Consider the following 7108-nt stretch of genomic DNA (forward strand, 5'->3'; position numbering starts at 1 on the left):
CGGGGGGATGGGGCTGGTGGCCGCCTGCGATCTCGCGCTGGCGGGGCCGGCCTCGACGTTCGCGCTCACCGAGGTCCGCCTCGGTCTGGCGGCGGCCATGATCTCGGTGCCGCTCGCCGCGCGGATCACCTCGCGGGACCTCTCCCGCGCCCTGCTGACCGGAGAGAGGTTCGACGCCGAGCACGCCCGGCGGATCGGCCTGCTCACGGAGGCGGTCGAGGACCTCGAGGCCGCTGTCGGTGACCTCGTCGACGCGTTCCGGCCCTGCTCGCCGCAGGGACTCGCGGAGAACAAGGCACTGCTCGCCGCACCGATCCTGGCCGATCTCGACGCCCGGGGTGAGGAGCTGGCCGGGGTGACCGCACGCCTGTTCACCACCGCCGAGGTGGCCGAGGGGATGACGGCCTTCCTTGAACGCCGTCCGCCCTCCTGGGCGACGCCGGACGCGTAGCGTATGCGATGTCGTTGATGTGTGACCTCCCCCACATCGCCCGAGTTCGAACCGAGAGGTAATGCCATGCGCACCAGAGCAGCCATCATCCGTGAGCCCAAGCAGGACGCCTGGGAGATCGTCGACGTCGACATCGACGATCCCAAGGCCGGGGAGGTGCAGGTCAAACTGGCCGCCTCGGGCCTCTGCCACTCGGACGAGCACCTGCTCACCGGCGACCTCCAGTTCGAGACCTACCCGATCATGGGTGGCCACGAGGGTGCCGGTGTGGTGACGAAGGTGGGAGAGGGCGTCACCGGGCTGGAGGAAGGGGACCACGTCGTCCTCGCGTTCATCCCCGCCTGCGGCGTCTGTCCGCCCTGTTCGGAGGGCCTCCAGAATCTCTGCGACAACGGCGCCGGGTTGCTCAGCGGCCGGGCGATCAGCGACGACGGCTACCGTGTGCACACCGCCGACGGTCAACCCGTCGCCACCATGTGCGTCCTCGGCACGTTCGCGCCGCACGTCACCGTCCATCAGTCCTCGGTGGTCAAGATCGAGAAGGACATCCCGCTGGACAAGGCCGCCCTGCTCGGGTGCGGCGTCTGCACGGGCTGGGGCTCGGCCACGGAGATCGGTCAGGCCAAGGAGGGCGACGTCGTGGTCGTCGTCGGGGTGGGCGGAATCGGGATCAACTCGGTGCAGGGCGCGGCCGCCGCAGGCGCGCGTGTCATCGTGGCCGTGGACCCCGTGGAGTTCAAGAGGGAGAAGGCCATGGAGTTCGGGGCCACCCACACGTGTGCCTCGATGGACGAGGCCATGGCGCTGGTGGGGGAGCTGAGCTGGGGACGGATGGCGGACCTGGTCCTGCTCACGATGGGGATCGTGGAGGGCAAGGACCTGCTGCCCGGGTTGATGCTCACCGGCAAGGGGCGTCGCTGTGTGGTGGTGGGTCTGGGGGACATGATGGCGGTCGACGCGCAGATCTCCATCCTCGACCTGGCCATGCAGCAGAAGACCCTGCAGGGCGCGATCTTCGGTGGCACCGGACCCCGCAAGCAGATCCCGCACCTGCTCCACCAGTACCGCGCCGGCAACCTCAAGCTCGACGAGTTGGTCACCAGGACGTACCGGCTGGACGAGATCAACCAGGGGTACCAGGACATGCGTGACGGCAAGAACATCCGCGGTGTGATCATCTACGACGAGCAGGACTGGTAACAGGAGGACAGATGACGGCACCCGAGAAGCGGGCCCCCAAGCAGGACCGTAGCCGCCTGACGCGGGAACGACTCCTCGGTGCGTCGATCGACCTCCTCGCCACCCAGGGCTGGGCGGCGACCACCGTGGGGGCGGTGGCCGCCGCCGCCGGCGTCTCACGGGGTGCCGCCCAGCACCACTTCCCGACCCGGGAGGACCTCATCACCGCCGCCCTCGGGCACATGATCGAGCAGCGGCTCGAGGACGTGCGGAGGGTCGGCCTGGATCTGCCGGAGCCGGGTCCCGAACGCACGGTCGCCGTGGTCCGGCTGATCGTCCAGCACTACACCTCGGATCTCTTCAAGGCCGCGCTCCACGTGTGGACCGCCGCGGCCAGCGACCCGGCGCTGCGCGACCGGGTGCTCCCGTTCGAGACCCACATGTCCCGCGAGGTGCTGGTGATCGCGGCCGAGGCCCTCGGGTACGACCCCGCCGACCTCCGGGTGCGTCGGCCCCTGCAGGCGACCCTCGACCTGGCGCGCGGGCTCGGCCTCGCGGACGTGCTCTCCGATGACTCGGCCCGTCGCGAGAAGGTCATCCGGTACTGGGCCGAGACGCTGGACCTGATGCTCGCGCAGGTCCCGGCGGCGTCGGACCGGGGCCTGCCCCCCGGCCGCGTTTTGACCGATCCTCACGGGGGCGGTTAGGCTTGACCATCGTGCTCGCAGTACGCGAGCTGGAGGATCGTGCCCAGTAGGCCAGCGAGAGCGGCTGACGTGGTCGCCCGTGCGCCCGTCGGGGAGCGCGAGAGTCCGGATACGAGCAACGTCCCAGTGACCGGTGGTCGCCCCCGAGGAGGCCGCCAGCTAGAGAAAGTCGGTTCATGCCAACCATCAACCAGCTGGTCCGCAAGGGCCGCCAGGACAAGAAGTCCTCGACAGCGACGGCGGCGCTCAAGGGCTCGCCCCAGCGTCGTGGCGTGTGCACCCGTGTGTACACCACCACCCCCAAGAAGCCGAACTCCGCGCTGCGCAAGGTCGCCCGTGTGCGCCTGACCAGTGGCATCGAGGTCTCCGCCTACATCCCCGGTGAGGGCCACAACCTCCAGGAGCACTCGATGGTGCTCGTCCGCGGTGGTCGTGTGAAGGACCTCCCGGGTGTCCGTTACAAGATCATCCGCGGCTCCCTCGACACGCAGGGCGTGAAGGACCGCAAGCAGGCCCGCTCCCGCTACGGCGCCAAGAAGGAGAAGTAATGCCTCGTAAGGGTCCCGCCCCGAAGCGCCAGCTGATCAACGATCCGGTCTACGGTTCGCCGCTGGTCACGCAGCTCGTCAACAAGATCCTCCTCGACGGCAAGAAGACGACCGCCGAGCGCATCGTCTACTCCGCGCTGGAGATCTGCCGTGAGAAGACCGGGACCGATCCGGTCCTCACCCTCAAGAAGGCGCTCGACAACGTCAAGCCCGCCCTCGAGGTCCGCTCCCGCCGCGTCGGCGGTGCCACCTATCAGGTGCCCGTCGAGGTCCGCCCCGGGCGTTCCACGACCCTCGCCATGCGCTGGCTGGTGAACTTCTCCCGGCAGCGTCGCGAGAACAGCATGGTCGAGCGGCTCGCCAACGAGATCCTCGACGCCTCCAACGGCCTGGGTGCCGCGGTCAAGCGCCGCGAGGACACCCACAAGATGGCCGAGGCCAACCGGGCGTTCGCACACTACCGCTGGTGATCCAGCCGGGCCCCGGAGCGGGGGGGACGCCCACGGGGCGTCACCGCTCCGGGGCCCCCCGGCCGCCCCGAGGGTGGCATCATTGAACGAGGGTCGCCTCTCGCGTGAGCGAGTCACGGCACGGCCCAGGACAACAGACCCGGTCCGGACGGTCCACCATGACCGCCCGGCCCACCTAAGACTCATGATCGGGGATCATCCGTGGCACAGGACGTGCTGACCGACCTCAACAAGGTCCGCAACATCGGCATCATGGCGCACATCGACGCCGGTAAGACGACCGTCACCGAGCGCATCCTGTTCTACACGGGTGTCAACCGGAAGATCGGCGAGACGCACGACGGCGCCTCGACCACCGACTGGATGGAGCAGGAGAAGGAGCGCGGCATCACCATCACGTCGGCCGCCGTCACCTGCTTCTGGGACAACAACCAGATCAACATCATCGACACCCCGGGCCACGTCGACTTCACGGTCGAGGTCGAGCGGTCGCTCCGTGTGCTCGACGGCGCGGTCGCGGTCTTCGACGGCAAGGAGGGCGTCGAGCCCCAGTCGGAGCAGGTCTGGCGCCAGGCGGAGAAGTACGACGTCCCGCGCATCTGTTTCGTCAACAAGATGGACAAGATGGGCGCGGACTTCTACTACACCGTGCAGACCATCATCGACCGGCTCGGTGCCAAGCCGCTCGTCCTGCAGCTGCCCATCGGTGCGGAGGACGAGTTCGACGGGGTCATCGACCTCGTGGACATGAAGGCCCTCGTGTGGCCCGGCGTCACGCCGATCGGCACCGAGGCCACGGTCCAGGAGATCCCCGCGGAGCTCAAGGACAAGGCGGACGAGTACCGCGAGAAGCTCCTCGAGGCCGTCGCCGAGAGCGACGAGGCCCTCATGGAGAAGTACTTCGGCGGCGAGGAGCTGACGAAGGACGAGATCCAGGCCGCGATCCGCAAGATGACGGTGAACGCCGAGATCTACCCGGTGCTGTGTGGCTCGGCGTACAAGAACAAGGGCGTCCAGCCCCTGCTCGACGCGGTCATCTCCTACCTGCCCACCCCGTTGGACGTCGGCTCGATCCACGGTCACGCCGTCGGGGACGAGGAGACGGAGATCCGTCGTCAGCCGTCGAAGGACGAGCCGTTCGCGGCGCTGGCGTTCAAGATCGCAGTGCACCCGTTCTTCGGTGAGCTCACCTTCGTCCGCGTGTACTCGGGCCGGATCGACCCGAGCACCCAGGTCATGAACGCGACCAAGGGCAAGAAGGAGCGCGTCGGCAAGCTCTTCCAGATGCACGCCAACAAGGAGATGCCCGTCGAGGAGGCCGTGGCCGGCCACATCTACGCGTTCATCGGGCTCAAGGACACGACCACGGGTGACACCCTGTGCGACCTGAACAACCAGGTCATCCTCGAGTCGATGACGTTCCCGGCGCCGGTGATCGACGTGTCGATCGAGCCCAAGACCAAGGCGGACCAGGAGAAGCTCGGCACCGCGATCCAGAAGCTGGCCCGCGAGGACCCGACGTTCTCCGTCCGCCTGGACGACGAGACCGGTCAGACCGTCATCGGCGGCATGGGCGAGCTCCACCTGGACGTCCTCGTCGACCGGATGAAGCGTGAGTTCAAGGTCGAGGCCAACGTCGGCAAGCCGCAGGTCGCGTACCGCGAGACCATCAAGGGCACGGTCGAGAAGTACGACTACACCCACAAGAAGCAGACCGGTGGTTCGGGTCAGTTCGCCAAGGTCCAGATCCGTCTCGAGCCGCTCCCCCAGGAGCAGGTCGAGGAGGGCGAGACCTACGAGTTCGACGACAAGGTCACCGGTGGTCGCGTCCCCAAGGAGTACATCCCCTCCGTGGACGCCGGCATCAAGGACGCCATGCAGTACGGCGTCCTGGCCGGGTACCCGATGGTCAACGTCAAGGCGACCCTGGTCGACGGCGCGTACCACGAGGTCGACTCCTCGGAGATGGCGTTCAAGGTCGCGGGCTCGATGGCCTTCAAGGAGGCCGCACGCAAGTGTCAGCCGGTGATCCTGGAGCCGCTCATGGCGGTCGAGGTCATCACCCCCGAGGACTACATGGGCGACGTCATCGGCGACATCAACTCCCGACGCGGCCAGATCCAGGCGATGGAGGAGCGCTCCGGCGCCCGCGTCGTCAAGGCCAACGTGCCGCTGTCGGAGATGTTCGGCTACGTCGGCGACCTCCGGTCGCGGACGCAGGGCCGGGCCAACTACTCGATGGTCTTCTCCCACTACGCCGAGGTTCCGGCGAGTGTGTCCAAGGAGATCATCGCCAAGGCGACCGGCGAGTAACCGGTACTGGTCCCGCCCGGCCGAGAGGCAGGGGCGGGGCCGATGCCGGCGGCGCACGGTCGAACCTCCGGGTGGCCGCCGGTTCGTGCCCTCGACGGCACGATGAGTAAGATCAGATCCCACACAATGCAGTGCCCACCTCGAGGTGGGGACAGACCAGTCCAGGAGGACACACAGTGGCGAAGGCGAAGTTCGAGCGGACCAAACCGCACGTTAACATCGGCACCATCGGTCACGTCGACCATGGCAAGACCACCACCACCGCGGCCATCACCAAGGTCCTGGCGGACACCTACCCGGATCTCAACGACGCGTTCGCGTTCGACGAGATCGACAAGGCGCCGGAGGAGAAGGCTCGTGGTATCACGATCAACATCTCCCACGTCGAGTACCAGACCGAGAAGCGCCACTACGCGCACGTCGACGCCCCGGGCCACGCGGACTACATCAAGAACATGATCACGGGTGCCGCCCAGATGGACGGCGCGATCCTGGTCGTGGCGGCCACCGACGGCCCGATGCCGCAGACCCGTGAGCACGTGCTGCTCGCCCGCCAGGTCGGCGTCCCCTACATCCTCGTCGCCCTCAACAAGTGCGACATGGTCGACGACGAGGAGATCCTCGAGCTCGTCGAGATGGAGGTGCGTGAGCTCCTCGGCTCGCAGGAGTTCGACGAGGACGCCCCCGTCGTGCACATCTCGGCGCTCAAGGCGCTCGAGGGTGACGAGAAGTGGGTCCAGGCGATCCGCGACCTCATGCAGGCCTGTGACGACTCCATCCCGGACCCCGAGCGTGAGACGGACAAGCCGTTCCTCATGCCCGTCGAGGACGTCTTCACGATCACCGGTCGTGGCACCGTCGTCACCGGTCGTATCGAGCGTGGCCAGATCAACGTCAACGAGGATGTCGAGCTCATCGGCATCAAGGACAAGGCCACCAAGACCACCATCACGGGCATCGAGATGTTCCGTAAGCTCCTCGACTACGGCGAGGCCGGCGACAACGTCGGTCTGCTCGTCCGTGGCCTCAAGCGCGAGGAGGTCGAGCGCGGCCAGGTCGTCATCAAGCCGGGCGCGTACACCCCGCACACGAACTTCGAGGGCCAGGCGTACATCCTGTCCAAGGACGAGGGCGGCCGCCACACGCCGTTCTTCAACAACTACCGTCCGCAGTTCTACTTCCGCACCACGGACGTGACCGGCGTCGTGACCCTCCCCGAGGGCACCGAGATGGTCATGCCGGGCGACAACACCGAGATGAGCGTCGAGCTCATCCAGCCGGTCGCCATGGACGAGGGACTGCGCTTCGCGATCCGTGAGGGTGGCCGCACCGTCGGCGCCGGTCAGGTCACCAAGATCATCAAGTGATCGACTGACCCGTCGGGTCGGACGCGACGTCCGGACCGTATGACGAAGGGGCGCCCCACCGCGAGGTGGGGCG

Annotated in this window: 7 protein-coding genes; all 7 read left to right on the forward strand. The window is 67.5% G+C overall.

The window, feature by feature from the left end; translation table 11 throughout:
• The coding region (locus G6019_RS02305; protein WP_241725837.1) for an enoyl-CoA hydratase-related protein at nt 1-451 on the forward strand (451 nt) is incomplete at its 5' end.
• Between the two features lie 66 nt (nt 452-517).
• Complete coding sequence (locus G6019_RS02310; protein ID WP_107757066.1) at nt 518-1651, forward strand: NDMA-dependent alcohol dehydrogenase; 1134 nt, start codon at nt 518-520, stop codon at nt 1649-1651.
• 11 nt (nt 1652-1662) lie between these two features.
• Nucleotides 1663-2337, forward strand: coding sequence for a TetR/AcrR family transcriptional regulator (locus G6019_RS02315; protein WP_182613745.1), 675 nt, complete (start codon nt 1663-1665; stop codon nt 2335-2337).
• Nucleotides 2338-2513: 176 nt separating this feature from the next.
• Nucleotides 2514-2885, forward strand: coding sequence for a 30S ribosomal protein S12 (gene rpsL, locus G6019_RS02320; protein WP_017838186.1), 372 nt, complete (start codon nt 2514-2516; stop codon nt 2883-2885).
• Nucleotides 2885-3355 carry a 30S ribosomal protein S7 gene (gene rpsG / locus G6019_RS02325; RefSeq protein WP_017838187.1) on the forward strand — a complete coding sequence of 157 codons (471 nt, stop codon included), beginning with the start codon at nt 2885-2887 and terminating at the stop codon, nt 3353-3355. Before rpsL ends, rpsG begins: the two co-directional genes overlap by 1 nt.
• A gap of 201 nt (nt 3356-3556) precedes the next feature.
• Nucleotides 3557-5668: an elongation factor G gene (gene fusA, locus G6019_RS02330; protein ID WP_107757064.1), complete on the forward strand. Its 2112-nt coding sequence runs from the start codon at nt 3557-3559 to the stop codon at nt 5666-5668.
• Between the two features lie 176 nt (nt 5669-5844).
• Nucleotides 5845-7035: an elongation factor Tu gene (gene tuf, locus G6019_RS02335; RefSeq protein WP_107757063.1), complete on the forward strand. Its 1191-nt coding sequence runs from the start codon at nt 5845-5847 to the stop codon at nt 7033-7035.
• The last annotated feature ends 73 nt before the right edge of the window (nt 7036-7108 follow it).

Origin of the sequence: Dietzia sp. DQ12-76 (assembly GCF_014145045.1) — a bacterium.
Taxonomy (GTDB): Bacteria; Actinomycetota; Actinomycetes; order Mycobacteriales; family Mycobacteriaceae; genus Dietzia.

Excerpts from the sequence above, each read along its gene's own strand:
- G6019_RS02315 (WP_182613745.1), top strand. The coding sequence starts at position 1,663 with ATGACGGCACCCGAGAAGCGGGCCCCCAAGCAGGACCGTAGCCGCCTG.
- G6019_RS02310 (WP_107757066.1), top strand. The coding sequence starts at position 518 with ATGCGCACCAGAGCAGCCATCATCCGTGAGCCCAAGCAGGACGCCTGG.
- rpsG (WP_017838187.1), top strand. The coding sequence starts at position 2,885 with ATGCCTCGTAAGGGTCCCGCCCCGAAGCGCCAGCTGATCAACGATCCG.
- rpsL (WP_017838186.1), top strand. The coding sequence starts at position 2,514 with ATGCCAACCATCAACCAGCTGGTCCGCAAGGGCCGCCAGGACAAGAAG.